The sequence below is a fragment of the Chloroflexota bacterium genome (genome assembly GCA_020161265.1).
GTDB lineage: Bacteria > Chloroflexota > Chloroflexia > Chloroflexales > Herpetosiphonaceae > Herpetosiphon.
This window is the reverse complement of record JAIUOC010000009.1, coordinates 247115-273831: the sequence shown is the minus strand read 5'-3', so window position 1 is coordinate 273831 and position 26717 is coordinate 247115. Positions and strand designations below refer to the sequence as shown.

General features: G+C 47.2%; 22 protein-coding genes and 1 tRNA gene. 10 read left to right on the top strand and 13 right to left on the bottom strand.

The genetic code is table 11. The features are described from left to right. Window positions 1-69 precede the first annotated feature (69 nt). Together LCH85_20635 and LCH85_20630 are read right to left on the bottom strand one after the other, a co-directional pair. The gene (locus LCH85_20635; GenBank protein ID MCA0354406.1) at window positions 70-1242 is read right to left on the bottom strand and encodes a hypothetical protein; all 1173 of its coding nucleotides are present in this window, start codon (window positions 1240-1242) and stop codon (window positions 70-72) included. A 45-nt stretch (window positions 1243-1287) separates the two neighbouring features. Further along, window positions 1288-1677, bottom strand: a complete 390-nt coding sequence (locus LCH85_20630; GenBank protein MCA0354405.1) for an endo alpha-1,4 polygalactosaminidase — start codon at window positions 1675-1677, stop codon at window positions 1288-1290. 198 nt (window positions 1678-1875) lie between these two features. On the opposite strand from LCH85_20630, the gene mqnC reads away from it, so the two are divergent. Both mqnC and LCH85_20620 read left to right on the top strand, forming a co-directional pair. After that, window positions 1876-3075, top strand: coding sequence for a dehypoxanthine futalosine cyclase (gene mqnC / locus LCH85_20625; GenBank protein MCA0354404.1), 1200 nt, complete (start codon window positions 1876-1878; stop codon window positions 3073-3075). 72 nt (window positions 3076-3147) lie between these two features. Further along, on the top strand, window positions 3148-4719 hold the full coding sequence (locus LCH85_20620) for an ATP-binding cassette domain-containing protein (protein ID MCA0354403.1): 1572 nt from the start codon (window positions 3148-3150) through the stop codon (window positions 4717-4719). Here the strand turns inward: LCH85_20620 and rnhA are convergent, their stop codons facing one another. The 6 genes from rnhA to LCH85_20590 all read right to left on the bottom strand — a co-directional run bounded on the left by rnhA (window position 4720) and on the right by LCH85_20590 (window position 10474). After that, a complete protein-coding gene (gene rnhA, locus LCH85_20615) occupies window positions 4720-5430 on the bottom strand; it encodes a ribonuclease HI (protein MCA0354402.1) in 711 nt (236 codons plus the stop codon). A 62-nt stretch (window positions 5431-5492) separates the two neighbouring features. Beyond that, on the bottom strand, window positions 5493-5957 hold the full coding sequence (gene bcp / locus LCH85_20610) for a thioredoxin-dependent thiol peroxidase (protein MCA0354401.1): 465 nt from the start codon (window positions 5955-5957) through the stop codon (window positions 5493-5495). A gap of 127 nt (window positions 5958-6084) precedes the next feature. After that, complete coding sequence (locus LCH85_20605) at window positions 6085-7359, bottom strand: DUF2029 domain-containing protein (protein MCA0354400.1); 1275 nt, start codon at window positions 7357-7359, stop codon at window positions 6085-6087. Between the two features lie 242 nt (window positions 7360-7601). Beyond that, a complete protein-coding gene (locus LCH85_20600) occupies window positions 7602-8024 on the bottom strand; it encodes a hypothetical protein (protein ID MCA0354399.1) in 423 nt (140 codons plus the stop codon). Between the two features lie 388 nt (window positions 8025-8412). Continuing rightward, window positions 8413-9540, bottom strand: a complete 1128-nt coding sequence (locus LCH85_20595; GenBank protein ID MCA0354398.1) for an ABC transporter permease — start codon at window positions 9538-9540, stop codon at window positions 8413-8415. A gap of 19 nt (window positions 9541-9559) precedes the next feature. Beyond that, entirely contained in the window at window positions 9560-10474 is a 915-nt protein-coding gene (locus LCH85_20590) for an ABC transporter ATP-binding protein (protein MCA0354397.1), read from the bottom strand. Between the two features lie 158 nt (window positions 10475-10632). Between LCH85_20590 and LCH85_20585 the strand changes: the two genes are divergently transcribed. After that, window positions 10633-11337 carry a class I SAM-dependent methyltransferase gene (locus LCH85_20585; protein ID MCA0354396.1) on the top strand — a complete coding sequence of 235 codons (705 nt, stop codon included), beginning with the start codon at window positions 10633-10635 and terminating at the stop codon, window positions 11335-11337. A gap of 106 nt (window positions 11338-11443) precedes the next feature. On the opposite strand, the gene LCH85_20580 is transcribed toward LCH85_20585, so the two are convergent. The 5 genes from LCH85_20580 to LCH85_20560 form a co-directional block, all read right to left on the bottom strand. Beyond that, window positions 11444-12946 carry a SpoVR family protein gene (locus LCH85_20580; protein MCA0354395.1) on the bottom strand — a complete coding sequence of 501 codons (1503 nt, stop codon included), beginning with the start codon at window positions 12944-12946 and terminating at the stop codon, window positions 11444-11446. Window positions 12947-13046: 100 nt separating this feature from the next. Further along, window positions 13047-13457, bottom strand: coding sequence for a four helix bundle protein (locus tag LCH85_20575; protein ID MCA0354394.1), 411 nt, complete (start codon window positions 13455-13457; stop codon window positions 13047-13049). A gap of 101 nt (window positions 13458-13558) precedes the next feature. Then, a complete protein-coding gene (locus tag LCH85_20570) occupies window positions 13559-14662 on the bottom strand; it encodes a DUF444 family protein (GenBank protein ID MCA0354393.1) in 1104 nt (367 codons plus the stop codon). Between the two features lie 80 nt (window positions 14663-14742). Beyond that, a complete protein-coding gene (locus tag LCH85_20565; protein ID MCA0354392.1) occupies window positions 14743-18012 on the bottom strand; it encodes a serine/threonine protein kinase in 3270 nt (1089 codons plus the stop codon). Window positions 18013-18304: 292 nt separating this feature from the next. Continuing rightward, window positions 18305-18877: a hypothetical protein gene (locus tag LCH85_20560; GenBank protein ID MCA0354391.1), complete on the bottom strand. Its 573-nt coding sequence runs from the start codon at window positions 18875-18877 to the stop codon at window positions 18305-18307. A gap of 235 nt (window positions 18878-19112) precedes the next feature. Here LCH85_20560 and LCH85_20555 point away from each other — a divergent pair, with 235 nt between their 5' ends. The 7 genes from LCH85_20555 (at window position 19113) to LCH85_20525 (ending at window position 26715) form a co-directional block, all read left to right on the top strand. Beyond that, window positions 19113-20492, top strand: coding sequence for a cytochrome P450 (locus LCH85_20555; protein ID MCA0354390.1), 1380 nt, complete (start codon window positions 19113-19115; stop codon window positions 20490-20492). A gap of 27 nt (window positions 20493-20519) precedes the next feature. Beyond that, a tRNA-Val gene (locus LCH85_20550) sits at window positions 20520-20596 on the top strand. A 100-nt stretch (window positions 20597-20696) separates the two neighbouring features. Then, a complete protein-coding gene (locus LCH85_20545) occupies window positions 20697-22382 on the top strand; it encodes a M3 family oligoendopeptidase (protein ID MCA0354389.1) in 1686 nt (561 codons plus the stop codon). A 295-nt stretch (window positions 22383-22677) separates the two neighbouring features. Continuing rightward, window positions 22678-23145, top strand: coding sequence for a hypothetical protein (locus LCH85_20540; GenBank protein MCA0354388.1), 468 nt, complete (start codon window positions 22678-22680; stop codon window positions 23143-23145). A 213-nt stretch (window positions 23146-23358) separates the two neighbouring features. Then, complete coding sequence (locus LCH85_20535) at window positions 23359-24078, top strand: Rieske 2Fe-2S domain-containing protein (GenBank protein ID MCA0354387.1); 720 nt, start codon at window positions 23359-23361, stop codon at window positions 24076-24078. 27 nt (window positions 24079-24105) lie between these two features. Beyond that, window positions 24106-25794, top strand: coding sequence for a cytochrome bc complex cytochrome b subunit (locus LCH85_20530; GenBank protein ID MCA0354386.1), 1689 nt, complete (start codon window positions 24106-24108; stop codon window positions 25792-25794). A gap of 60 nt (window positions 25795-25854) precedes the next feature. Further along, window positions 25855-26715 (top strand): c-type cytochrome, encoded by an 861-nt coding sequence (locus LCH85_20525; GenBank protein ID MCA0354385.1) that lies wholly within the window; start codon window positions 25855-25857, stop codon window positions 26713-26715. Window positions 26716-26717: the final 2 nt, after the last annotated feature.

Genomic DNA, 26717 nt, shown 5'->3' with positions numbered 1-26717 from the left:
GTGTGCTGGTTAATAGCAGGCTGGTTGGGAATCGGCTTTAATCTAGGTTGAACAAGCTAGGTTTAACTATCACTCGAAACCAGGGTGGTTTGTATTCGGCAAGCCTAAAAAGCCATTGATCTCGGCAGGTCGCCATGGAAGACCAAAACCGCGCAAGATCCGCAGGGGGAGATAATCCTCCCCTTTCTCCGTTGCAAAGGCTTTGTGGGCCATCCATCGCAAGACATCAGCATGGAGATCCATGCGTTCAAGCGTTGGCGCATAGTGGACAACGCCAAAGGCCAAGAGTAACAAGGCAAGGTAATCATCATCCCACAGCGGTCTCGTTTCGCCACACAGGGAGGCTAACCATGCGGATGCAACGGGCGCACGCTCGGCAAACGATCGCGCATACAACACGCTGCCACAATCAAGCCAATAATGATTGGTCATCGGTACCTGCTCATAATCAGCAATAAAGGCTGCGTCATGCCCCAGGATTGTCTCAATGAACCATTGATAGCGATCGTCCGGCATTGACGTTGCCCAACGGGCAAGCACGGAGGTTGCCGTGAAGCGAACAAGCGGGTCTCCAGCTTGGGTTGCTGTCTTGTCCAGCCACGCGAGCGCAGCAGGATGGCCACTGCACCATGCCAAATAGGGGTAGGCGGCGCGGAAGGTGGGCCGTGATTCGGTATCCGCGTAGATTTGAATGGATGGCCAGTGTGTGCCATCCTTGGCTAAGCAACACGCCACAATCAACAGGGTGCTATGCACCAGATCCGGATCGGGATCATGGAGCCATGGCATGGTGCTTGGCAACGCCGCTAGGGCTAATGGATAGACCTGTGCTTCCGCGTGATCCGCATCCCACCCGTCATCATGAATGGCTTTATCTGATTCATCGTCATGCTCCCATTCATCATCATTATCAGCATCAAGCTGATCCCATGCATGATAGCGATTGAGTGCGGGAATGGGCGGAACGATCCCTTCAAGAATCTTTAGCACCAAGAAAAGAACATATGAGCGAGTACGACCCGAACTAGTTAAGAGGAGGTGCAGAAGATAGGGAAACGCGGCAATCGCTGCATCACTTACCCATTCTTGATGCACAATAGTGGTTGATAATGTCCAATGCGCTGCCTCCGCCACCTCTGGATCGGGACTGGTCAGATTGCGCAGATGCTGCGGGGTATCGGTAGCATACCCATAGGCATGGCCAATCAGATGCCATGGAATCGCATCAAGTTCATCGGTCATAAGCTACCTTACTTATGTACAAGATTGATAACTTTTCAACGCTATTCATTCAGGTTTGATTGGGGCCGCGAGGCTGGTTACCAAACTGCGCCGAATGGGATATATCGCCCATGCCCAGTCACTTGCGAGAATTAAGCTTCGAGGAACATGCCATGGACTGATCTCTGGTTTATCCGCGACAATAAAGTTATCAGGCTCAAACATGGTGCTACAGCCAGGGCAGGCAATATCATCGAGCCTTGGTTCCATAATAAAGCGATCAAAAATATTATTAGGATCAACATACATGCGATGTTCTTCCCAATCGATCAGCACAATTGTATCGCAGGCGGGGCAGCGCATAAACATACATTCGAGATTGGTCGATGGCTCCTTGAGTCGTTCCCGTACTGCATTATCATCGATATCCAAGATGGTGATAAAGCTATCGTTCATTGCGCACCTCAGTGGTAGAGATTTATTGATAGTATAGCGAATGTGGCTAGAGGGGGGGCAGGTATTTTAAGGCAGGTTGCCTTGACTGGCTCGCTTGCCAACGCGCCCTGAAATCGCCGTGTGAAATATGATACAATTGAAGCGACGGACTGCATTGAGTCAGCCCGCCACCAAAACCAACGGGGGGCTTTTTTAATTATGAATGTACAATCGCTTCTTGAAAAAGCAGTCAATGGTGAGCGTCTTTCGGCTGAGGAAGGGCTGTTTTTGTATCGTGAAGCTGACCTGCTGGATTTAGGCATGGCTGCTGATGCGATTCGCCAACGGCTTGTGCCTGGAAACTTAGTGACGTATCTTGTTGATCGCAACGTCAATTATAGTAATGTTTGCACCACCAATTGCCAATTCTGTGGTTTTTATCGCCCATTGGGCCACCCGGAATCCTATGTGCAAACCTACGAAGAAATTGGTGCTCGCTTAGCCGAGCTTGTCGAATATGGCGGAACCCGCGTGCTGATGCAGGGTGGCCATCATCCTGAATTGCGGCTGTCGTGGTATACCGGCTTGCTGAGCTATTTGCGCGAACATTATCCCAGCATCGAGCTTGATTGTTTCTCGCCTTCAGAAATCGATAATCTGGCCAAGGTTGAGAACATGAGCATTCGTGAGGTACTGGTTGCGCTGAAAGCAGCTGGCTTGGCTGGCGTGCCTGGCGGCGGCGCTGAAATTCTCGATGATGAAGTGCGCCAACGGGTTAGCCCACTCAAGCAAGATGCCGCTGGTTGGCTCGAAGTTCAGGGCACGGCTCAATCGCTGGGCATGGCTACCACCGCTACGATGGTGATTGGCTTCGGCGAGTCGCTTGAACAACGCATGAATCACCTGATCAAATTGCGTGATTTGCAGGATGTTTCGTTGCGCGAGTATAACAATGGCTTTATTGCCTTTATTTCGTGGACTGTACAGAAATCGGAGTTGACCTCGTTGGGTCGCTCGAAGTTCTCGGACGACTACGGGGCAACTGCTGCCGAATATTTGCGCCATACCGCACTTGCCCGAATTATGCTCGATAACTTTAATCATATTCAGGCTTCATGGGTGACCCAAGGGCCAAAGATTGGTCAAGTTTCGCTTAAGTTTGGCATCGATGATTTTGGCTCGACCATGCTTGAAGAAAATGTGGTTTCCAATGCTGCCCACGACACCTACCAATGTATGGGCGAACGCGAAATCCACGGCTTTATTCGTGATGCTGGCTTTATTCCAGCCAAACGTGATACCCACTACAATTTGATTCAAGCTTTTGAAGACCCCAAAGATAGCGAAAGCGTGCCATCAATGGGCATCAAACAGCCACGTCAAGCCAAGCAGGTCGAAATTCCATTAATGGTTAAATAGTTTTTTCTGCGAACGCTATGGATGCTTGGTCGTCCATAGCGTTTGTATTTAAGCAACGAATGGCTGTGTGCGATGTTTACCTGCCGCCATATTTCCAAGCAATTTGGTACGCTGCCCGTAATCGATGAGGTCAGCTTTGATCTTGCGCCTGGTGAGGTGGTAGGCCTGACTGGCCAAAGTGGCGCTGGTAAATCGGTGTTGGTGCGTTTATTGGCGGGCTTGGAAAAACCCGATACTGGGGTGATTTCGACCCGTGGCCAATTAATTAACTCGACCCAAAGTGCCTTTCGAGCTGGATTGGCAGTTATCCATCAGCAGCCAGTGTTGGTTGAACATTTGGATGTGGCGAGTGCGATTTTTTTGGGGCACGAGGTTGGGCGGGGTTGGCTCGGCTGGTTATCGTTGCCCAATCAGCGCCATCACGACACCATGGCGCGGCAAATTTTGGCCCAACTTGGTTTAGAGTTGCCCTCGCTGCGCACCTTGGTTCGTAATTTATCGAGCGAACAACGTCAGATGCTGGCGATTGCTCAGGTACTGATCCGCAAGCCGCAAGTTGTGATTATCGATGAGCCAACGCCATTGCTGCGCTATGAGTATCAACAAACGCTGCTCGAATTGATTCGCGAATGGCAAGCGCAAGGTGTGGCGGTGCTATTTAGCAGCCAAAATCTTGATCATCTCTTTGCGGTGAGTAATCGGATTTTGGTGTTGCGACGCGGGCGCTTTGTGTTCGAGGCGGCCACCGAAAAAACGACTCGCGAGGAAGTGGTACGGGCGCAAATAGGGGCGCGAGATCAGCAACATCTCACACCAATTATTTGGGCCTTGGAAAATTACCATCGAGCCAGCCAACAAGCTGAGGCCTTGCGCCAAAGCCAATCTAGCCTAGAGCACGATTTAGCCAGCCAGAATCAGCTTAATCGCCAATTGATTGGTCAACTCGATCAACAGGTTAGTAATCTTGATCGTGCCAACGCGGCCTTGCAAGAAGCCCAACGCCGTTTACTTTCTGAGCGTGAAGGTGAGCGCAAAGTGCTGGCCCGTGAGTTGCACGATCAAGTAATTCAAGATTTGGTGAGCCTCAATTATGATATTGATAATTTGCGCAGCCAAATTGACGACCCTGATCAAGCTAGCCTTGGGCTTGACGATTTGCGCGATAATATTCGCCAACTGGTGAGTACGGTACGGGCAATTTGTGGTAATTTGCGCCCGCCAACCATCGATAGCCTTGGGGTCAATGCCGCAATTCAATCGTTTGTGCGCGATTGGAGCAGCCGCAGTGGCATCGAAGTCCAACTTGATCTCGACGACGATTTAGAGCGTTTGCCCGAAATGCTCGAAATTTCGGCCTTTCGCATGATTCAAGAGGGCTTGAGTAATGTGCGTAAACATGCCCAAGCCACCAAGGTTGGCATTAGCCTGCGTACCACCGCCCGCCGCACCCTGCTCTTGACGATTGCCGACAATGGGCGCGGCTTGCAAGCTGAGATCAATCTGGCAGCACTGGCGAATGCTGGCCACTATGGGTTGCTGGGCATGAGCGAACGGGTGGCGCTGGTTGGCGGGCGTTTCCGCGTTCACAATCGGGCTGGCGGTGGCCTCATCCTCGAAATCGAAATTCCCTACCAACCACTTTAATTAATCGCGATAGCCTTGATCGCTGGGCAAATTGGGCTGATGAGCTGCCTGCACCGCCAAGCGATCGCAACGCTCGTTATCCTTGACTCCAGCATGGCCAGGCACTTGCACCCATTCAATCGTGTGGCCTTGGGCTAGCTCCAACAATTGTTGCCAAAGATCAGGATTTTTGACTGGGCCAGTCGTCGTGCGCCAGCCATTTTTGCTCCAACGCTCGGCCCAACCTTTGTGCATGCCATTGATCACATAGGCCGAATCGCTATAAACCACCACTTTGCTCGGCTGATTCAAGGCTTGCAGCCCTGTAATCACTCCCATCAACTCCATGCGGTTGTTGGTGGTACGGGCAAAGCCACCCGTTAATTCGCGCATCTCTGAGCCAGAACGTAGCACCACGCCATAACCGCCTGGGCCTGGGTTGCCATCACTGCCACCATCGCTAAACAACACTACTTTACCCTCAGCCAAGGCAGTTTGGGGATCGATCGTCAAACTGACTGGAGTGAGATCAACGTTTTGGGGAATGCGTTGGGGCGCACGGCCAGCCCGTTCGCGATACCATGCTTCGGCATCAGCAAAGCTGGCAAACCCCTTAAAAACCGCCTGATCGATACCCTTGACTTGAGCTTCAGCACCATCGTTGCCAAACCACTCATTGTAAATGCCAGGTTGGCGACCCTTGACCACCGCATAAAATTTACGTTTTGCCATACAACTTTCTATTTAACCTAAAACACCCCAACTCAAACAAGCCTGAGTTGGGGTATAAAAGCTTATTTAATCAGCAACTTCAATGCACCGCTGACACTATCGGCGGGGCTGATTTTGCCTTGAACGTCGATTAAATAGCCGTTTTCGTCGATGATAAAGTGCGAACGAGTTACGCCCATGTATTTTTTGCCATACATCGATTTCTCACCCCAAACCCCGTAGGCCTCAGCAAGGCTATGCTGCTCGTCGGCCACCAGCAAAAATGGCAGATCAAACTTGGTTTTGAATTTTTGGTGCGAAGCCACCGAATCTGGGCTGACCCCGATCACGACGGCATTTTGTTCCTCGATTTGCGGATAGGCATCGCGAAAACCACAGGCTTGGGTAGTGCAGCCAGGCGTATCATCTTTGGGATAAAAATAGAGTACCACACGCTTGCCCCGAAAATCGCTCAAGCGAATCGTTTCACCATTATCGGCGGGCAATTCAAATTCTGGCGCAAGATCGCCAACGTTTAAGTTTGTCATTAGCAAAAGCCTCACACAAAAAGAGTTGATTGAAGGTATTGTAGCCTGTTTTAAGCAAGGATGAAGGATGAATTATGAGGGATGTTAACGCAGCGGTCTGGGGCAAACATGCGAGCTGAGGCTAACCTCAAAATTCATATGGACTGATTGATTTGGGTTCTCTGATTGGCTCTAAGCTCAGCTTAGGTAAAGATTGTTGTTTAATAATCACTTCTAACATCATAACCCATAATATAAATACGAAAAATAACGAAATATCTGAGTTTGATTGCATGGAGAAAAATAGGGTGATTAAAAAGACTAGTATTAATTTGAAGTTTATCTTATTTGTAAATCCATTATAAGATATCCTGAATAAGTAAATTATTGTTGGATATAATGTTATAAGATGAAGATTCCATGAAACAGGTGCAATCATAAAGATTAGAGGCATTGTAATGAATATGATTTCTTCAATAGCATTATCTTCTTTTTTATTTGAATATTTATATATAATGAAAATTGTAATAATACATAATGTTATACAAATGATATACGTGATTACTTTAGCCAATAAAGGATAATTCATAATTTGATATGAATCTTGTTGATTTGTGAAAATTCTTGAAAAAAAGCCGTTAAAGCCTTTATTATAGCTATACGCTGGATCAGGCAATCCTTTTGGCGATTTACCATAACCTCCATTAGGGATAATATTGACAAACCAATCATTCCATACAAATTTTGGGATAAAAAGTATCGATATAGTTAAAATAATACTCATTGAAATGATTGTATTAGCTATTATTTTATATTTTCTATGAAATAATAACAAAAATAAAATAATAATTGGATACATTTTTATGGCTATTGCAAAAGATAAAAAAACTGAAGATATTTTTGGTTTATTATCTTTTAATGTAATAAATAATAACAATGCTATGATTATTAGTGTATTTATTTGACCGAAATAAATATTTTGCATAATAGGATATGAATTATAGATCATTATTATTATTAATAGTGATTGATTTGATAGATTTCTATAATGAAAAATTTTATTTAAAAGTATGATGAATATTATTAATGAAATATGATTGATAATTAAATGAATAAGTAGAGAATGTTCGTAACGGAATAGAGAAAGTGGATAGAAGAAAAGAATACTTGGTGGTGCATAGATAAAAGGGTAGACAGCGAGACCTGTATTTGCTTGAATATAGTCAATATTATAAGGGGAAATATTACGATTAAATAATGCATCGCTAGCCCAATAGAATGATGGAAAATCAAGGGTATGTTTCCCGAGTGCAACAAGAATTCCATAGGTAATAGTAAATTGAATGAAACTAACGAGAGCTATAATAATTAAGCTTGGTCGAATAAATTGCTGTACCCTAGGATGTGTGAATAGCTTAACCATGTAACCTGTTCTCATTCATTGATTATATAACCTAAGTCGAAACTTTACCCTGCTATCAAAACCCTTGCTCACCAAAAATCCTATAACTTCTGATCGATGGGATGCCGCTGCTTGTTAGCAGGCAAATATCTAGGGTGAGCTGAAACTATTATGCTTAACCAGAGTTATCTTGCTAAGATAGGAAGAATAGAAGTCTGAGGCCAGAAAACCCATAAGCGATTGTCGTGCCTATAATTCACCACCTACGCCGATAGCATGATGGGAATAAGTAAGGATTGAAGAACTCCCACCATTAAGCCAAGGATTCCATGGATAAGAACCCCACATATGATCAGTACTGTATTACTGGTGAGGGTTGGTAAAAGCGTCTGCCGAAGCGATGTGAGTTCTGCATAGAGCGTTGGTTGAAGCCAGAAGCCAGTAACGAACAAACCAATGATAAAGATCGCAATACTACCAATAATCCAATGCAGTCCATCAGGATGAGGTGATACCAGCCACCACTGGATTGTAAAAAGTAGTGCTATGGCAACGATATAGATCGGCCATAACCCATAGAAACTAGGGATTAGCCAATTCACAAGCGTATAACCGAAACTCCCCGTAAGCGCCAGCCAATACCGCCATGGATGAGGTGCTTGAATTGCTGATGAACTCATTGTCATTGGACTAGCCTCTATGATTTTAAGGCTGGAAGCTTCAATCAGTAAATAGCATGAATATCTTTATTGCATTACCTAGTGATAGCGTAATCCAAGCCAACATAATATAGAAATAAATCATTGTAAGTGATGAGGTAAACAGGAGTTAGCAGGGGGAAATACCAACCTTTTCTGCTCTCAATCTATTCAACAAAATCCTACCAAAGATCAGATAGAGTGTCAATTAGAGTTCAATGTTGAAACAGGAGATAGAAAATTTAATCACAAGATTCGATTTTGTGCCTAAAATAAGGCTCTTGACTAGAGTAGACGATAATCTACGTAGCCAAGAGCCTATCTTATCCTCTGCGCCTCTGCGTTAAACAACCCTAAACGATTTTGTCCCTTATCGCTAGCGGGATTCCCAACGGAAGAAGCGAATAGAGAGCACTGTCATCACGATCAACCACGCTGCCTGCACAACGAGATTGACCAATGGTGTGCTAATTGGCGGGGCGTTGATCATCACCTGTTTCAAGGCATCAACTGTGTAGGTCAAGGGGAAGGCCTTAACCACGACTTGCAGCCAATCGGGCAAGCCAGTCACGGGGAAGAAAACCCCTGAGAGAAACAGCATTGGGAAGTTGATCAACTGGGTGATGGCATTGCCGCTTTCTTCGGTTTTGGCGATGGCTGCCACGAAGAAGCCAATCGCAATAAACATCAAAATGCTCAGCAACAGCCAGCCAATCAACACAAAGATATTGCCCAAAATTGCTACATCAAACATCAGCTTGCCAACCGCAATGATGATTACGGTTTGCAGCAAACCAATTGTTAAACGCATCGCCACATAGCTCACCAAAAGCATCCAGCGTGGCAATGGAGTTGCATTCAAGCGTTTCAGCACCCCTTGCGTCCGCATGGAAATCATCGGTTGCGCGGTGGCAAATAGGCCAAGCTGCATAATCGACATTGCCAAAATCCCAGGAATCAAGAAATCGATGCCGCGAATTTGGTTTGAAAGCACCGATTGGACTTGCATGGTCAGCATTGGCTTGGATTGAGTAATGTTTTGATCAACCGATGTAATGATGTTATCAACCACGCCTTGGAAGAACGGCGCGAACACTTGGCTGGTTTGATCAACCTTGACCGTGACGCTGACTGGCTGGCCGCTCATAATGCTATCACTCAAGCCGGCTGGAATAATCACCAAGGCTTGCAGATCGCCATTTTGCAATTGGGTTTCAAGCTCGCTGGTCGTGCCACGGCTGAATTTCATATCCGAAAAGACATTTTCTTCAGGATCTTGGCCTTCGCGAGTTTGAGTTAAGCCTTCAATTGCGCTGGCGATTTGGGGGCCGATTGGACCTTGATCTTCCAACACAATCCCGACTTTTTCGTCGAATTTGCTGCCGCCGCTGTAGAGCAAGCCGAAGATGCTAATAAAAATCAGCGGAAACAGAATCGTAAAAAACAACGCCATCCGGTCGCGGGAAAATTCGCGCCATTGCGATAAATAGAGTTGCACAAACATTATTTGGTTGCTCCCACACTTAGTCGCGAATCCGCCGACCAGTCAATTTCAAAAACACATCTTCCAATGTTGCCGCCCGAATCGTAAAGCCACGCAGTTCAGTTTGTTGCTGCTCAACCAAGGCCATCAGTGCATTGGTGGTACGAGCAACGCCAGTTGAATAGAGCGTGGTGATGCCATCTTCATTTTGCACCCGCTCAACCGCTGGCAAACTCGCCAACAACGCTTCAGGCAAACGCTCATCATCGGAGAATTCGAGCGCGGTTTCATGAAAGTTATCGTGAATCAAGGTTTGCGGTTTGCCCAAAGCGATAATTTTGCCATGATCAACCACGGCCACCCGATCACATAAACGCTCAGCTTCTTCCATATAGTGGGTGGTCAAAAAGACCGTTTTGCCGCGTTTTTGCAAATTGGACACAACATCCCACATCGAGCGCCGCGCCTGTGGGTCTAGCCCAGTTGTTGGCTCATCGAGGAAGATAATATCGGGGTCGTTGATTAGGGCAATTGCCACTGCAAGGCGTTGGCGTTGACCACCCGAAAGATCTTTTGAGGCGGTGTTAACTTTTTCTTCTAAGTTAACCAAGCCAATCACTTCATCAATCGGCAGCGTATGTTTAAAAAACGAGGCAAATAATTTAACTAGTTCGCGAGTGGTTAATTTTTGAAATAACGATGTCGTTTGCAGCTGAATCCCAATCCGTTGCTTGATTGGCTCGATATTCTTCAACACATCGTGACCCAAAACATGAATGTTGCCAGCGTCGGGCTTGCGTAAGCCCTCGATCATTTCGGTGGTTGTACTTTTGCCGGCCCCGTTTGGCCCAAGCATCCCAAAGACCTCGCCCTTAGCTACTTCAAAGCTAATCCCATCGACGGCTCGCAATGGGCCATAGATCTTTACGAGGTTCTCAACCTGAATTGCGGTCATAGATTATCGCTCCACACACACCTAGCTAGCCGATTATTGCAAATCAGCATTGCATTGATCATCTTCTTGTGATAATTCTAGGTGATACTACGATACATGATGAGGGTTCGTTGCGCATCGCCCTTAAGCATTAGAATGCATTAGAAGGAGCAAAGTCAATGCATGAATCGGATCTTATTCGCCATTATGCCACTATTCCAGTTGGCACGAGTTTTGTGCGGCCCGTTGATGTATTACATTTGCTTCAAAGTCAGCCGATAGCAGCCAAGCCTCGGGTATTCGATGTTGGCTGTGGTCAAGGCCAAGTGGCGATTGCCCTGGCTCAAGCTTGGCCTGATGCTGAAATTATTGCGATTGATATTTCGCCTGAGCAAATTGCCAAAGCGCGTCAAGCCGCAACCCAAGCTGGCATTCACTCGATTCAGTTTGGGGTTGCCGATTGGCGTGAGTTTGATTTGCCACGCAGCGGAGTCGATATTATTATAGCAGCCCAAGTAATTCAATTCATGCCCGATGAACATGCCTTCGTGGAATATTTGGCTGATGCGCTGGCGCTCGATGGCCAATTGCTCTTGCGCAGTGCTTTGCTGCCTGAAGAAGAGCCTGGGCGCTCGTTTGTCGAGCAAGTTGTCCAACAATGGATTGCGCATTCAATCCGCTTTTACAGCGAACGCAATTTGACCGATTTGCTGCGTGAATGTGGGCTAAGCCGTTTGCGCATCGATAAAGAAGAAATGTGGCTGGACAATCTGCCCGCTGAGCGTCAAGCCAGCCTCAACCGTGCGCTGCAACAGCATAGCCTTGGGATTGACGATGTGCAGCAGTGGTTTTGGGCTGGCAGTATCGTTGGGGTGCGCCGTTGAAGACGGGTCTAGCCCACTGCCAATAGCCATTTTGCTATTTCCTTTGGGCATTAAAACACCACACATCATCGACGATATTGTAGATGCTGTGTGGTGTTTTGGTTGCTTAATCGATGCGGCGTTCGCTGTATTCTTTCCCATCGAAGGTCAACAAGCGTTTTTTATCATCGAGCACAGTTTCAAGATTGACCGGACGTGTCCAGATTGTATGAATATGCTTGAGCGTGTCACGAGCATAATCCATGCGCAAATCGCTACCTTCATGGCGATGGCGCAAATACAATTCGCCCCGATTATTGTAATTGCCATCTTCAACATAAATATAGGGTTGGCCGAAATTGGTTAATCCACTCAGCAACTGCGATTTAATTGCACCAAAATCACGATTGACGATCTCATACAAATCGGTGTCGTTGTTGTGTTTGAAGGTAAATAGCTTGTTCTCGACACAAAATTCAGGCGTAAGAAACTCGTCGAGAAAGGTAATATCGTTGTGGAAGCGCCGCACCTCGAAGACTTTTTCCATACCCTTGCCAAGCTTAAGATCCCATTCGCGCTTTTCGCGCATATCGTCGCATTGTTCCCAATCCTTGCCAAAGCGCCCACGATTCCAGCGATCTTCGATGTCGCGCAGCAGCAGTAAACCTAAACGATAGGGGTTTAGTCGGCCTGGATGAGCTGCGACAATTCCGGCGTGGTGGTCGGCAAAATCGATAATTTCTGAGGTTTCGGCGGCATGAGTAGTCATAATTCGACTATGCCAAAAGCTGGCCCAGCCTTCATTGATAATTTTGGTCATGCCTTGCGGAGCGAAGTAATAGGCCTCGTCGCGTACAATTTCCAAAATATTATGCTGCCAACGATCAAGCGGCGCATAATTCATCAAGAACAACAGCACATCTTTTTGCGGATTTTCGGGGAATTTACGCATTTTTTGCTGTTCTTCTAAGAGTTTTTCGCGTTGCTGGCGTAAAAATTCTGGTGGATTAATAAAATCCTTCATATACGAACGTTCAAACGGCAAGCCTTCAGCAACTTCAATATCGTCATCTTCAACGATTGGCTGGCTCGTTTGGGCTTCAGGGCGATTAATATATGGCGAGTGATAATCGATCAAGTTTTCAATTGATAAACAAGTATCAATAAATGCTTCAACCGTTTCGTAGCCATAGCGATCGATATAGCGTTGTACTCGCCCAGCATGATTGGCCATGGTATCGAGCATTTTACGATTGGTTGGCGCAAACCACATATTATTCTTGAAGAAATCGGCATGGCCGGCAACGTGCGCCATCACCGTTTTCTGATCAACAATCATATTGCCTTCGAGCAAATAGGCATACACTGGATTTGTATTAATCACCATTTCATAAATGATGCTTAATCCATACACATGGCCCTTGATTAATTGATCATACTCCATTCCGAAGCGCCAATGCGGGTAGCGTGTTGGAAAGCCACCCATTGCAGCAACTTCGTACAGTGTATTATAATCAAGGATTTGATAAACAATTGGGTAGTAATCGAGGCCATAACGTTTGGCATGGCCATCAATTTGCTCCCATGCTTTTTGTAAATTGAGGGGTAAATCGTTGTTGCTGAGTGGCATAGAACCTCTCTTTGAAAGGATGAAATATGAAGGATGAAGGATGAATATATTTATAGAAGGATAAATAGATTCATTCTATGACCATTCATATTATCTTTCCTTATGAATCTTCGTAATCATCGAAATCATAAGTTGTAACTGGTTCTTTAAGCTGCAAGCGTTTCTTCTTAACAATTGTTGTAAAAATAGCGATTAATTGCGATGTTTCATCGCGTAATGGATTAATGATTGTAGAAGTTTGAAGGTTAGCTAAAAATAATAATTCAAGCCAGTAGTCGGTTTCTTCAAGTTCTTGCAGGCAAATGCCAAGCTTTGCCACAAACTCGCTATTTGAACGTGAGCGATGGGCCTCTCGGTAATTTGCCCCGACTGATGTCCCTGAACGTAGGAGTTGTTTGCCTAGAATTGTTGCTTCGACTCGACTTGGCAATGAACCATAACATTGGATAATTTGCAGTGCAAAACGGGTTGTGCGCTGACGTAAATCATCACGGCCAACAGCATTTTGCATAGTTACGATCCTCCCAATTTGAATTGAATGCTAGCTGAAACCTAAATACCTTTCAATTTCAGCTAGCATTCTTCATCCTTCATCCCTCATCCTTCATCCTTCTATTTGCCTTTGCCTAAAAAGGCTTTGATTGCATTGTAAATATCGTCGCGGTCGGCAATTTCGGAAACGACCATGGTTTCGTTGGCTCGAAAATTTTCGTTCAGATCATGGGCAAAACGCCCTGATCCATACAACGAACGCACTTGGCCGTAACAGAAAAGGTTGACTTTGGGCAAAATTTGGTTGCGCAGTAGCTCAACACACTCACGGGTATCGCCACCGCCCCAATTATCGCCATCGGAAAAATGGAAGGGGTAAATATTCCACTCGTCGGGCGAATAATGCTCCTCGATCAGTTTCAATACCAAGCGATAGGCCGACGAAATTTTGGTTCCGCCACCCTCGCGAATGCGATAGAAAATATCCTGAGTGACCTCTTTGGCTGCTGCATCGTGCACGATGTAGCGCATTTCTAGATGTTTGTATTGGGAACGCAGCCAAGTTTCGATCCAAAATGCGGTTACCCGTACTAGCTCCTTTTGCTCCTGACCCATTGAGCCAGAAACATCCATGCTATAGATGATCACGGCGTTGCTTTCAGGCATTTCGGTGGTTTTCCAGGTGCGAAAGCGCATATCATCGCGAATTGGCACCACCACCGGATCATCAGGATCGTACTGACCAGAGGCGACTTGGCGTTTGAGCGCTTCGCGGAAAGAACGTTTGAAGTGACGGAGCGAGTTTGGGCCAACCTTGGTAATGCCCGAATATTTATCTTTTTGCGAGATAATATTCTTGCTACCTTTGGGTTGAATATTGGGCAATTGCAGTTCTTCGCCCAACAACTGCGCCAGTTCTTCGATCGTCATTTCGACATCAAGCGAATGTTGGCCTGAATCTTCGCCAGCCTCGCCTGCGCCTGGCTGCGAGCCATCGCCACGCCCGATTGGGTCGCCGTTATCACCCTCGCCCTGCCCAACCCCACCTTGATTTTTGCCAAAGCGAAAGCGCGGCAAATCGATTGATGGTACAGGGATCGAGACCAAGCGTTTGCCTTGGCGGCCAATCATCTCACCGTGGGAAATATATTTGCGTAGATCTTTCTTAATTTTGCCCCGCACAATTTGGCGGAAGCGATTGAGATCACGTTCAACTCGTTGCATAGGCTCACCGTTGATTGTTAGTGGAAGGAACGCACGCAAGCGAACGGATGCCTCATTGAATCCGTTCGCTGTGTCCGAGCCTACTTGCGCTGAGTCGCATCGCCACGAGCGAAAATACTCGCAACATAATTCAGCACATCGGTAGCACTTTGATCGTTATAGCCAAAATCGCGAATTAAGCGGGTTTTGACCACATCGATTTTTTCTTGAGTATCTTTATCGACAACGCTTGAAACTAAACTGGTTAGTTTGATGCTGTCTTTTTGATCCTCAAAGAGTTTTAATTCCAAGGCCCGATGGAGTCGTTCATTCGTGCGATAATCAAAGGTCTTGCCTTCGATTGCTAATGCTCCGATGTAATTCATAATTTCACGGCGGAAATCATCTTTACGATTATCGGGAATATCGATCTTTTCTTCGATCGAACGCATCAGCCGTTCATCTGGCTCTTCATAAGCTCCAGTGAATTTATTCCGCACTTTTTCGCGTTGGGTATAAGCTTTGATATTATCGATATAATTAGCGCACAAACGCTTGATGGCTTCTTCATCAGCCGAAATAGCGCGTTGCACTTCATTCTTAACAATATCAGCGTACTCTTCTTTGACAATTGCTAATAATTCGCGATAGCGTTTGCGATCTTCTTCATTGGTAATTAATGAGTGGGTTTTGAGGCCGCTTTCTAGCTCATTCATCACCATAAATGGATTGATTCCGCCATCGCTTTGGTAATTAACCAAGGCATTGCTAATTTTGTCTTGGATATAGCGTGGAGAGATGCCTTCCATACCTTCACGCCGTGATTCTTTGCGCAGTTCTTTGATATTATCTTCAGTGAAGCCAGGCAATGATTTGCCATTGTAAAGCTTCATTTTCTGCAATAAGGTCAAATTAGCGCGTTTTGGTTCTTCAAGTCGGGTTAAGATTGCCCACATTGCAGCAACTTCGATGGTATGTGGCGCAATGTGTACCCGTACATTCTCTGAATTGAAATCCTTTTCGTAAATTCGAATTTCATCACGCAATCGCGTAATGTATGGGATATCAATTCGGACAGTACGGTCTTTTAATGCTTCCATAAACTCATTATTTTCAAGCTTACGGAATTCTGGTTCGTTAGTGTTATGGCAAACTACGTTACCTAGGCCACAGACAAAATTATGAATACCTTCGCACTCAATATCATAGACCCATTCATCGACAACTGGTCGGGCGGTTAAGCGGTTTTCAAAGCGGTTGTGGCGGCCACCTCGTTTGCCCGAGCCAGAAACGAAGCGCACACGATAGGCAGGAGTACGATCTTCGCGTTCAAGTCGATAAACGCTGTAATCATGGCCAAGCAAGGTTGATAACGTGCCAACTTGAGTTGCTAGCAACGATGAAAGCGTTTTATATTCAAAGAATGTATCGCGATACTCATCGCTACATACTTCACCAACAGCGCGGGCTATTTTGCGTGAGCCATCGGTGCGCATCAATTCTTCAAAGGCATGTTGTTGATATAGCTTGGGCAAATTGAATAAGAAATCGGGTAAGCGCTTGAATTCAGAGTGTTCGCCACAATGATGCTTAACCAGTGCCGCGATTGCTTGCGAGCTGAGGTACAAACGCCAGCAATTATCGGTTTTTGCTCCAGCATCGATTGAACCATGGGCCGTTGTAATGTTGGCATAAGCCTGCCGCACTCGCTCTAACTCATCACGATCGTTTTGGCTAATGACAATGCCCCCATTACGCCCGTTGATATGACCTTCAGTGGCATACCAAACCATTACCGTGATGAGATCTTTAAGTGCTTGTTGGTCGTGTTGTGGGTCATAAATTGCTTTAATTTGGGTTGCATGGCGCGGTAAATTGAGGCGTGCCCAGCCAGGTTGGCATGGTTTGGTCAACTTAGCGCCATTAGCAAAACGTACTACATCATCGCGAATAAAGCCATCAATATCCTGAATCACATCGATTGGCTGCCATTGGGCTTCGGGCTTAATCCACACATCATCAAGCCAGCGCACTGCGGCTAATTCAAGCCCCTCTTCAGGAAAGAAGGTTTGGCCAGAACGTGAATAGATCGAATGATTAGGTGTGGTTTCAACAACCCCCCACTTTTGCGAAGTTGTCAGCAGATCGCCAGTGAAACGATGGCGGAAAATAGTTTTAACCGGAGTCCAAGTTGTGGCGGCCCGATTGAAATCAAACGATAGCACCTCAAGACCACTGCTATCGGCGTTGAATCGAGCGCAAAGTTGTTTCAAAGTTGTCCAGCCAGGTACGCCGTTGTAGCGATAAGGAATCGGGGTATTACCAGCTACACTATGCCCGACGATAACTTCATCGATGTGAGTTTGTGCGAACTTCTTGGATTTAATCCGATGTTCTTGAGAAGCACCAAGTAAATCGTATAAAAATGCTGTGTCGAGCTTAAGCATTTCAACAAATTCAATAATGCCACGATTGGCAATATTAAATTCACCATCGAAGCTAAATGCTCGTGGATCGCTATCAGAACCATAAATAGCAATCTTGCGATAATTAATATCGCCAGTTAATTCAGTGCTATCTTGATTCTTTTCGTCTTTTGGTTGAAACGTGCCGATACCGACGCGATCTTGTTCAGAGAAGACAAAGCGACGAACACGGACATGGCGCAGCACTTTGGCAAAATCGCCATTGTAACGACGCATCAAATCGCGGAAATTATAGCGACAAGAAGGATCAAGATCACCAGTAATGGTAATATGCTCGTCTGGTTCGAGGTTGGCATTGAATTCGTTTAAAAATGCCTCGCGCATTTCCATTGGAATCAAGTGCAAGGGATCTTCGTGCATTGGGCAGGGGTCCCAATCGGCATCCTTGACTCTACCAGCGTCGAGATCTTCGATATCGCCTAAAAACCAATCGAACGTATACAGCGCACCTTCCTCACTGCGTGAATAGCGTTCGAGACCACGTTTCAGTCGGCGGGCGATGGTTGATTTGGCTGAGCCAACCGGACCATGCAGCAACAGCACCCGTTTTTCTGTGCCATAGCCGTGAGCCGCAGCCTTGAAGAAATTAACCAAGCGCATTAATGGGATTTCCAAGCCAAAGATGGCATCTTGCTCGTCAAATTCGTTGGTGGTAAAGAAGTTATAACGAATTAACTTCTTCTTGGCATCGATGAACTCTTCCAAGCCATACGACATAATCATGTCGTAGATCCGTTGGAAGGCATTGCGGGTGACCTTGGGATTATTGGCCACGATGTCCAAATAATCCTGGAAAGAGCCAGCCCAATTGAGATTCTGATAGTTTTGCTGATCTTGTAAGGTACTCAGCAAGGACATCAGTTGCGAGCCGGAGGGAGTCGTCATAGTTGGCCTCCTACATCACCGCCACGCGGCGGGAACAGAGCGACGACGGAGGGGTGGGGTCCGCCGATAGATACCGAGGAACGCGGACAAAGCCGACTGAAAATGAGCCAACACCAAAGTACGGCAATTGTTCTGGCAGGTTGATAAACTTTGAGAATGTGCGCTGCCAGAGGATGGTTTAAGAGGAAGTGCCGTTGCTACTTCGGCTTTTCAATTATAGCAATCGCAAGATTCATCGTCAAGAAACAAATGTGCCGCAAAAGTACCGTTTTTATGGCCTACCATAGGGGATTTAGCCGCCAGTTTGATTACTTCGTAAGGTTGTTTGTAGGCCTAGAATCTGTTGGTATAGCGCTTCAGCATTAGGCACGCCCTCAAAAAAAATTGAAAACCCACTGTTTACGCCAAGGAATAAATATTGGTGGAGCGCTGGTTTATTATTGAAGATAATACTTTGCTGACCATTCGGCAAACGATCAAGCACAACGGAGTCGATTCGCGCTAAATGGTGGCTATGTTGATAATCGCGTTTTAGCCAGCGGATGGAAATCAATGCTCGACGATTGGTCAGCATATAGTAGGTATGGCGGCGTAAGTAGCGCCCCAAAAACAGCCTACCAATGCTCATATAACTTGCAAATAAAACAAATAAGCCGAGGATAATCCAGTCCATCGACGTTGATTGTTGCCCATCTACAAAGAGAACCTGCGTGATTCCGAAATAAAGCCACAATCCACCAAAAACTATGGGCGCAAGATCAACAGGATAAAACTTAAAGCCTTGGACTGGTTGGCCTTGCCACAGAATTTCTTCATTGGGCAGTAGTTTCAAATGCTGATTGTTGACTGGAACGCGGTAGCTCATCTTAATTTCTCCATCGTCTAACATCGACTCCATTGGTACGCTCTAGCATGCTGTTTGTTCCATGACCTCGGCCCATAGTTCTCTTAACATTTGTTCATCCAATGCCGCTTGCATTTGAGCTACACTCTCGTTATGATTTATGAACGGAATTCATAAATAACGTTTTGCGGCGAATAAACTTACTCTATTCAGCGAACGATAATTCAACAACGGCAATACAGCCTGGAGGTGGCACATGACGGTTAAAATGTTACCTGGCCCCAAAGGAACCCGCCTCGGTGGAAGTCGGCGCGATTTACATAAATATGGCCCGTTAGGCTTTTTCGAATATCTCGCAAGTTTTGGCGATTTCACGACCTGTCGGATGGGGCCGTTTCGGGTCTATCTGGTCAATGATCCGGCTGGGATTCAAGAGCTTTTGGTGACTAATCGCGATAAAGTGCGCAAAAATGGCGGTGATCGCGAGTTGCTTTCGCGCTTTTTAGGCAATGGTTTGCTCAGCAATGATGGTGCTGATCATCAAAAGCAGCGTAAATTGGTTCAGCCTGCATTTCATATGAAGCGCATTCAGGCCTATGCTGAAACCATGGTTGAGCATACCCAAGCTATGCTCGACCGTTGGCACGATGGCGCGATTCTGGATATGGATCAGGCCATGATGGAATTGACCCTGACAATTGTGACCAAAACCCTCTTCAATGCTGACATCAGCGAACAAGAAGTGCGCCAAGTTAGCCAAGCCATGGAAGATATTCAGGTTAACTTTACAATTATCTCGGAGCAAAGCCTGCCGCTGCCGCGCTGGATTCCTACTCGCGCTAATCGGGCGCTGGAACATGCCAGCAAGCAAATCGATCAAGTGGTGCAGCGGGTGATTCGCGAGCGCCGTGCCAGTGGCGAAGATACTGGCGATCTCTTGTCGATGTTGTTGCTCTCAATCGACGATGGCAATGGCCAAGGTATGACCGACCAACAAGTGCGTGATGAAGTGGTAACGCTGTTTTTAGCTGGCCACGAAACGACCGCTAATACCTTAACCTGGTGCAGCTATTTGCTGAGTCAAGCGCCTGAGGTGCGCCAACGCTTGCAAGCCGAGGTTGATGAGGTATTGCAAGGCCGCGCTGTCACGTTGCAAGATTTGCAAAAATTGCCCTATACCGAAATGGTGATCAAAGAAACCTTGCGCATGTATCCGCCAGCTTATGCCTTGAGTGCCCGTGTGCCAACCGAAAATATCACTGTGCTTGGCCAAACGATCACCCCACGTCAGGCAGCCATGGTTTCGCCCTATGCCATGCACCATAATCCACGCTATTGGCCTGAACCAGAGCGCTTCGACCCTGAGCGGTTTAGCTCGGAGCAAGAACGGGCACGCCATAAATATGCCTATATTCCCTTTGGGGCTGGTTCACGAGTTTGTATTGGCAACGTTTTTGCTATGATGGAAGCCCAATTATTATTGGCAACCATGATGCAGCATTATGATTTCACCCTTGATCCAACCCAGCGCGTCGAGTATGATCCACAAATTACCTTAGGGGTGAAGCATGGCTTGCGGGTACGTTTAGCCCAACGCCAACCAGTTGAGCAAAGCCTCGAATTTGCAAAAAGCTGAGAGCTATGGTAGTATACGCGGGCGCGTGGGCAGTTAGCTCAGTTGGTTAGAGCGCCACGTTGACATCGTGGAGGTCACTGGTTCGAGTCCAGTACCGCCCACCACTCGTAAATCGCCCTCAACGAGGGCGATTTTTTATTTGTGTAGGTTTTTGCGGTGGTTTAGCCCTTTGAGAGTAGCAACAATCTAGCAAGGAGTTCTGGCATGAGTTTGAAGATTGACCCACGCGATTGGGCCACAGTTCAGCCCTACTACGATTCACTTGCAGCCGAGGAGCTTACGGCTGCCAATGCAACTGCTTGGTTAGGCCGTTGGAGTGAGTTGGAAGCCCATTTGCAAGAGTTTGGCTTTAAGGCCTATCGGGCGATGACCGAAAATACCCAAGATCAGGCCGCCGAAGAATTGTACCTCTACACAATTGAGGAATTAACCCCTAAATCCAAGGTTGCCGCCCAAACCTTGAAAGAAAAAATCTTGGCGCTTGATCCAACGCTGTTGCCAGCCGAAATGCAAGAAATGCTGCGGCGGTTTCATGCTGAAGCCAATTTGTTCCGCGAAGAAAATGTGCCACTATTGACCGAAGTTGAGCGCCTGAGTGCCGAATTTAGCAAATTGATGGGCGCAATGAGCGTTGAATGGCAAGGCGAAACCTTGACCATGCAAGCAGTGTTTAAGCTGTTAAACGAGCCTGATCGCAGTGTACGCGAAGCTGCATGGCGAGCTTATCACAGCCGCTTCTTGCAAGACCGAGCAGCTTTCAACGAAATTTATCTCAAGCAACTCAAGCTGCGTCGTCAGATTGCCACGAATGCTGGCAAAGCCAGTTATTTAGATTATGTCTGGGATCTCTATGGTCGCTTCGATTATACGCCTGCCGATTGCCGTACCTTCCACGATGCAATTGAACATGAAGTTGTGCCGTTGGTAGAAAAATGGTCGGCAGTGCGCCAGCGTGAATTAGGTGTTGATAGCCTACGTCCATGGGATATCGCGGTTGATCCGCAATCGCGGCCAGGCTTAACTCCCTTCCAAAGCGCCGATGAACTGGAAAGCGTCTGTCAAACAATCTTCGATCGCGTTGATCCTGAACTGGGAGCGCAATACACGCGCATGCGTGATGGCTGGCTGGATTTGGATTCACGCCCAGGCAAAGCACCTGGTGGTTATTGCGGTGGGATGTTTGTTTCCAAAGTGCCCTATATTTTCATGAATGCGGTTGGCACCCATGATGATGTCCAAACGATGTTGCACGAAGGTGGCCATGCCTTCCACTTTATGGAATCATCAGCAACCAATGGCCTGATTTGGAATTACGATGGGCCAACTGAGTTTTGTGAAGTAGCTTCGATGGCGATGGAATTGTTGGCAGCTCCGTATTTGGCCAAGGATCAAGGCGGCTTCTACAGCGAAACTGATGCTCGCCGTGCTCGCTCCGAACATCTTTGGAGCATGCTCAAATTTTTGCCCTACATGGCAACAGTCGATGCCTTCCAACATTGGGTTTATATTGAAGCGCCCGAAGCTGTAACAGCGGAGCAGCTTGATGCTGTGTGGAAAGACCTCTATCAGCGCTTTATGAGCGGAATCAATTGGGATGGCTTCGAGGATGTGCATATGACCGGTTGGCATCGCAAGCAGCACATTTTTGAAGCACCGCTCTATTATGTTGAATATGGCTTGGCCCAATTGGGTGCCCAACAAGTTTGGCGCAATGCTTTAGCTGATCAAGCGCAGGCGGTGGCGCAATATCGTTCAGCTTTGGCCTTGGGCAATACCAAACCCTTGAGTCAATTATTTGCAGCGGCTGGGGCAAAATTTGCTTTCGATCGCGAAACCGTTGGCGAATTGGCTCGCTTAGTCGATCACCATATGACCACACTCCACGATTAATTAATTGAGTTATTGCACCCCTGCCCATGATTGATTTCAGGGCAGGGGCATTTTTTGTTTAAACGAAATTCGTTTTGTAACCACGAAGGGAACAAAGGTGTGGCTATAGGCGATAGACTTTTGGCTTTTGGAATGATTGCAATTCTACAAAACGTTCCGATAGCCCAGAGCCTTCAGCCTTGAGCCATATCATATATTCTCTGCGCTATCGTCTGATGTCTAAAAACTAGTCGCTCGGCCTATCGTAGGTATAATTACCCATTATCAAACTGATTGATCAAATGATGAGGCATATATGCATGAAAAACCTGAAGGCTGTTTGTGGTGTGAGTATCGTGGGCCAGTCTTGGCTGGCGACATTATTACGGTGGTCAATCCGCAAGTAACCTTGCAACATGAGCTACGGCGTTGCCCGACCTGCCGTGAGGCGATGGTGGATATTCGCTGGCCCGACCGGATTGTGCGGCGCAAAGTGCGTGAATCGCCGCGTCGGTTTCGGCGCTCGCTGTGGGTGGTAGTTTATCCAGTCGAATGTGCTTGGTGTGGCAGCCATAACACCGATGCCTATGAAGTGAATGCGACTGTTTCGAATCCAGTCAGCACACGTTTCAAGTATGATATTTATCGTTGTTTAGATTGCCAACGGCCAAATGCAATTTCCTATTTGGGGGAAGTCTATGTGCATCGTGCCGATCAAGACAAAGAATTCTTTTCATTGTGGCATTTAGACCCAGAACTTGAGCAAAGCGAGCCACGTGCATAGCTGAAAAAACTGCCAAATTAGCTAAAAACTGGCATGGTCTAATTGCGAAATAGCCCTTTATAAAGGCAAAAAATCGCTGTGCTAGGCGTTTGACGCTCCTTTGTGCAATGTGTTACAATACCGAGTGACCCCGCCTCAGCGTCTGTGCGCGGTATTTTTTTGACATTGCCACGATATCCAAACGACAACCAAGGCGGCTAGGAGAACCTAATAATGGCTGAAAACCCGAAACAATCTGGAGGGCGGCGGATCGTCTCGCAGGCCGAAGCAGAGGCAGTGACTGCTAAAGCAGGCGTTAGCTCTGTGACCCGTACCAAAGTTGGCAAGCCGGTTGGCGAGCGGCTAGGGCTCAATCGGCGCGAATTTATGGCTTATGCGACGGCTGGCTCATTGGCAGTGTTAACTGCGCTTGGGCTGGGCACAATGGTTTCGCCCAACAAAGATGACGATTTAGTCAGAGAATTGACCGGCGGTGGCGAGTGGATTCCTGGTGGGTTTGCCTACCCACGGATTAAAGCAGGCCAGTTTGGCGGCAAATTTACCCTGGCTCGTAGCGGCGAAAGCTACTCAGTCGAAGAAGCCCCAGAATTAAACTCTACTGGTAAATTTTTCATTGTTAAGGTGGATAAGACCAAAAGTGAAGCCGAAAATGGGATCGTCCCAACCAACGATAATAATGTTGGGGTCGAAACCGGCGATGGTGCCTATTTGATTGCGATCTATCAAGTATGTACCCACTTAGGCTGTTTGATTCCCTTCCAAGCTTCACAAAATCGCTTTATCTGCCCATGTCATGGCTCGACGTTTGAACGTAACAGCCATTATGTGCTTGGTCCTGCGCCCCGAAACCTTGATCAGTTTCCGGTTACATTAGAAAATGGCGCATTGGTTGTAGACACTGGGAAAAAGAAGACGGGTCTAACTCACGGCTAGTTTACCCAGTCACGAAGGAGTTTCCGTATGGCTGTATCGCCTGAAAGCAAGCGCAAGGGCTTCGGTGGCTGGCTAACCGAGGTTGGCCGCTCATTCTTCCCTTCGATGGGGGCACGGGAGTGGCGTGAAACGCTCCGTGGTGAGCCAGCACCACGCCCAAACCCACGGATGCGGGTGCACTCAAATAGTTTTTGGTATCACATTCGCCCACGTTCGTTATCTGAAGAAGCCACCGCATGGTACTACACCATGGGGCTTGGCTGGATGTCGTTTTTCTTCTTTGTGCTTGAGGCGATTACTGGTCTCGTTTTGATGATCTATTATTCGCCATCGCCCAACGAAGCCTACGCCACCATGACCCAGATTATGAACGATGTGCCGTTGGGCGGCCTGATGCGGAATGTTCACCGCTTAGGGGCGCACTTTATGGTTGCAGTGGTGATTCTTCACATGCTGCGAACCTACTTTACGGCCTCGTATAAAGCTCCGCGCCAGTTTATCTGGTTTACGGGGATGATCCTGCTCTTTATGACGCTATTGTTGTCGTTCTCTGGCTATCTCTTGCCATGGGACCAATTGGCGTTTTGGGCGGTGACGATTGGTTCGTCGATGGCCGATGCTGCACCTGGGGTTGGGCCGGCAATTGGCCGCTTGCTCCGTGGTGGCGCTGAAATTGGCGCGGGCGCACTCTTGCGCTTCTACTTGCTGCACATCTTTATGTTGCCAATGCTGACGATTATTTTCATCAGTATTCACTACTATGCAGTGCGCAAGCAAGAAATCTCGCCAATTCACGAATTGTTTGAAAACAAAAAACCAACCAAGCGCAAAATTCCTTTCTTGCCAGATCAAGTGTTCTTTGAATTGGCAGTGATTGTGGTTTTGACCTTTGCCTTTATCTTTATCAACAACTTCTTCTGGGATGCCAAGCTGGAAAATCACGCCAACGCTTTGGAAACCCCGCAACACACCCAAGCACCATGGTATTTCTTCTGGTTGCAAGGGATGTTGAAACTTGGTGATAAGATCGTTTGGGGCTTGGGCATCGCTGGGATCATCTTCGGCGCACTGTTCCTCTTGCCGTACATCGACCGCAACCCTTCACGCCGCTTCAAAGATCGCAAATTTGCGGTTGCTGGCGGGATCGTTTCGTTGATCGTCTTTATTGTAGTTTCGTATGGTGGCTTGCCCGCCTTCGGGATTCAAAAAGTCGGTTCGAACGAATTGGCCGTGTCGTATGTACCGGTTGAAGGCGAAGGTCGGGTCATGGAAGTGCCATTCGACCAAGTGCCGCAAGAAAAATTTGTCTATAAAGTCTATTACGATGCAACCAAAGATGCGTTTGTTGATGGTGAGTTTGGCGTAGCCGAAGGTCCGTTGCCAGAAGCACTATCGCCCGTCTTCAAAGAAATGTTGCTCGAACTCAAGCACGATGTGCAAAAATGGGCTGAATATGACGTGTTGTTTGTTCGCCCAACGGTAACTTTGACGATTGAGCCATGGCTCTATCAACAAAAAACTGATGCTGCCGGATTCTCAACAGCAGTCGATGGGCTTCTGCAAAAACGTGTGACCTTGGATATGGAATGGACAACGGCGGGTTATGATGCCGAAGGTAATTTGGTTGAAACTCCCGAAAAGAGCCGCTATACCCAATATAAATTCCTGAATCGCAATGGAATTGTTCACGTTGGCGATACGAAACCAAGAAACTAAGTTTTTTATCCACGGCCTAAGGTTGCTGCTTGGGCCGTGTCGAATAAGGAAACACGTCCTATGACGAAAAACATTGCAGTTTCGCTGCTGTTTACCCTCGCAACAGTTGCCTTGCTTGGCTTTATCTGGTTTGGCCAAACCAATGCTCGTTTGGATGCTACCAATTTACGCCAAGACGCTTTGCAATTGGAGTTCGGGCAGCGCAACTACGAACAATATTGTGCCACCTGCCACGGCTTGGCTGGCGAAGGCCAAGGCCCAGGCAATAAGGCCGCGCCAAAGCTTTCGGATTTGCAAGGGCGCTTAGGCCCAGGCACCGAAGCCTTCACCCGCGAAAACGGTATTCAGAAAAAATATGGCTCGTTGCGCAACTATGTTGAAGCCATTATTGCCTATGGCAAAACTGGCACGGCTATGCCTGCTTGGAAATTGCAAGGCATGCGCGATGACCAAATCAAGGCAATTGCCTCATATGTGATGTCAATGCAAGGTGGTGCAGTCGCTCCATCCGCGCTTGACTCAGCCAAATCATGGTCTGCCACAACTGAAGCTGGTTTGCCACCAACCGCTACTCCCAATGAACCACCGTTGGATGATCCATTGGCAGAAGCTGGCAAGCAAACCTTTAATACCTATTGTATTAGCTGCCACAGCAAAACCGATGCAAGCGGTGCTGGCCCTGGCTTAGCTGGCTTGTTCGGCGAAAGTGGCACTAAAGCCTTTGGTACAACCCTACCCAACGGCAATCCAGTTGATGAAGCAAACGTCCTAGATTGGATCAAGAATGGTGGTGGTGGCCCAGGCGTTGGCCCAGATCCTCAAGATGGCGCTTCGTATGGGGTCATGCCTGCTCAAGGCCAGATCCTCAGCGAAGATAAGATTCTCGAAGTTATCGCCTACTTGAAGACATTGACTCGTTAAAG

What these genes read in the sequence shown, in the direction of transcription:
- LCH85_20635 (MCA0354406.1), bottom strand. Translation starts at nt 1,242, where the DNA reads ATGACCGATGAACTTGATGCGATTCCATGGCATCTGATTGGCCATGCC.
- LCH85_20630 (MCA0354405.1), bottom strand. Translation starts at nt 1,677, where the DNA reads ATGAACGATAGCTTTATCACCATCTTGGATATCGATGATAATGCAGTA.
- mqnC (MCA0354404.1), top strand. Translation starts at nt 1,876, where the DNA reads ATGAATGTACAATCGCTTCTTGAAAAAGCAGTCAATGGTGAGCGTCTT.
- LCH85_20620 (MCA0354403.1), top strand. Translation starts at nt 3,148, where the DNA reads ATGTTTACCTGCCGCCATATTTCCAAGCAATTTGGTACGCTGCCCGTA.
- rnhA (MCA0354402.1), bottom strand. Translation starts at nt 5,430, where the DNA reads ATGGCAAAACGTAAATTTTATGCGGTGGTCAAGGGTCGCCAACCTGGC.
- bcp (MCA0354401.1), bottom strand. Translation starts at nt 5,957, where the DNA reads ATGACAAACTTAAACGTTGGCGATCTTGCGCCAGAATTTGAATTGCCC.
- LCH85_20605 (MCA0354400.1), bottom strand. Translation starts at nt 7,359, where the DNA reads ATGGTTAAGCTATTCACACATCCTAGGGTACAGCAATTTATTCGACCA.
- LCH85_20600 (MCA0354399.1), bottom strand. Translation starts at nt 8,024, where the DNA reads ATGACAATGAGTTCATCAGCAATTCAAGCACCTCATCCATGGCGGTAT.
- LCH85_20595 (MCA0354398.1), bottom strand. Translation starts at nt 9,540, where the DNA reads ATGTTTGTGCAACTCTATTTATCGCAATGGCGCGAATTTTCCCGCGAC.
- LCH85_20590 (MCA0354397.1), bottom strand. Translation starts at nt 10,474, where the DNA reads ATGACCGCAATTCAGGTTGAGAACCTCGTAAAGATCTATGGCCCATTG.
- LCH85_20585 (MCA0354396.1), top strand. Translation starts at nt 10,633, where the DNA reads ATGCATGAATCGGATCTTATTCGCCATTATGCCACTATTCCAGTTGGC.
- LCH85_20580 (MCA0354395.1), bottom strand. Translation starts at nt 12,946, where the DNA reads ATGCCACTCAGCAACAACGATTTACCCCTCAATTTACAAAAAGCATGG.
- LCH85_20575 (MCA0354394.1), bottom strand. Translation starts at nt 13,457, where the DNA reads ATGCAAAATGCTGTTGGCCGTGATGATTTACGTCAGCGCACAACCCGT.
- LCH85_20570 (MCA0354393.1), bottom strand. Translation starts at nt 14,662, where the DNA reads ATGCAACGAGTTGAACGTGATCTCAATCGCTTCCGCCAAATTGTGCGG.
- LCH85_20565 (MCA0354392.1), bottom strand. Translation starts at nt 18,012, where the DNA reads ATGACGACTCCCTCCGGCTCGCAACTGATGTCCTTGCTGAGTACCTTA.
- LCH85_20560 (MCA0354391.1), bottom strand. Translation starts at nt 18,877, where the DNA reads ATGAGCTACCGCGTTCCAGTCAACAATCAGCATTTGAAACTACTGCCC.
- LCH85_20555 (MCA0354390.1), top strand. Translation starts at nt 19,113, where the DNA reads ATGACGGTTAAAATGTTACCTGGCCCCAAAGGAACCCGCCTCGGTGGA.
- LCH85_20545 (MCA0354389.1), top strand. Translation starts at nt 20,697, where the DNA reads ATGAGTTTGAAGATTGACCCACGCGATTGGGCCACAGTTCAGCCCTAC.
- LCH85_20540 (MCA0354388.1), top strand. Translation starts at nt 22,678, where the DNA reads ATGCATGAAAAACCTGAAGGCTGTTTGTGGTGTGAGTATCGTGGGCCA.
- LCH85_20535 (MCA0354387.1), top strand. Translation starts at nt 23,359, where the DNA reads ATGGCTGAAAACCCGAAACAATCTGGAGGGCGGCGGATCGTCTCGCAG.
- LCH85_20530 (MCA0354386.1), top strand. Translation starts at nt 24,106, where the DNA reads ATGGCTGTATCGCCTGAAAGCAAGCGCAAGGGCTTCGGTGGCTGGCTA.
- LCH85_20525 (MCA0354385.1), top strand. Translation starts at nt 25,855, where the DNA reads ATGACGAAAAACATTGCAGTTTCGCTGCTGTTTACCCTCGCAACAGTT.